Raw genomic sequence first — 1073 nt, 5'->3', positions numbered from 1 at the left:
AAGTGATTCATGATGCAAACTAAAGATGTCACAGAGATTTTAAAAAGACTGGGCTGGGAGCCTTATCGTGATAACGTGGGGGATACTTTTGCGCATTATCATCTTCCCGATCGCATTGTCGGTATTGGGTATGGTGTAAAAAATTATGGAGAGAGTGGCAAAGAGTTTTTGCTTTCGGCTGATCTCACCACCGCTGCTTATTGTCTTGCTCGGGAATATTCTAGAGGTGAAAAATCACAGCGTAAATATGGAGATGTGCTGTTTTACGCGAAGGAGGATTTCGATGTTACAGCTCCGGATCTTTCCGAAAGCCATATTAAGGACGCTCTAAATAGAGTGATTGCATGGGCGCAAGCACAGGATATTGAAAAAAAGTTGTGCGAGGAAGCTACTAATCATTCTGCCGTTGCACAAGCATTACTTGGTGATATGGAGGCTTTAAGGAGTGATAGATCTACCCCAAAACTATCTGTGCCAGAATTTGCTGATTATAAAACAATGACATCGGATGATCGCCTGCTTTTTTTTGCACAGGCCTATAAAAATGGGGAATTAGACGATATTCTAACGCGCAAGAAGCCAAAACAGCGCTCGATAAGTCTCACAGCAGCAATGCGCGTTCTTAAAACACAAGGGTGGTTTTCAACGGAACCTGGAAAAATGTGGTTGATTTTGCCCGACCGCTTTATTCAATTTGATTTTGGTTTTATACGTCTTCATGATAATTACAATGTCCGTATTGAAGCTGAAATATCTAATGAAATGATTTCTGTTGCTTGCAATTGTATTCACTTTAGTGAGGAATATTGGTGCGTTTCTCCTACGGGGCTTTATAATTCTTTTAATACGATTGGGGGAGGAATTTTTAGTGGTTTTGGTAAAGGCATTGATATTTGTGTAGAGACATTAGATGAGCAAGAGCTTATCAAAATCTCTGAGCGGATAATACAGTGGGCACATGCCCAAGATTTACAAGCATCAATAGAAAGCAAAACACGTGTTCAAAAGTATAGCTACAATATACGTATAGTCTGGCATTTGGCTTGTTTAGCATTGACAGGTCAAATTGATGT

At 40.1% G+C, this 1073-nt stretch carries 1 protein-coding gene; it reads left to right on the top strand.

Going from position 1 to position 1073, the window contains the following annotated elements; translation table 11 throughout:
- Positions 1–12: 12 nt before the first annotated feature.
- The coding region (locus ACFIK3_RS09590; protein ID WP_375676627.1) for a DUF6990 domain-containing protein at positions 13–1073 on the top strand (1061 nt) is incomplete at its 3' end.

Source organism: Bartonella sp. CB10SXKL, assembly GCF_042195515.1.
Lineage (GTDB): Bacteria > Pseudomonadota > Alphaproteobacteria > Rhizobiales > Rhizobiaceae > Bartonella.
Note: the sequence above shows the minus strand (reverse complement) of the source record. Positions and strands in the feature narration are given on the sequence as shown.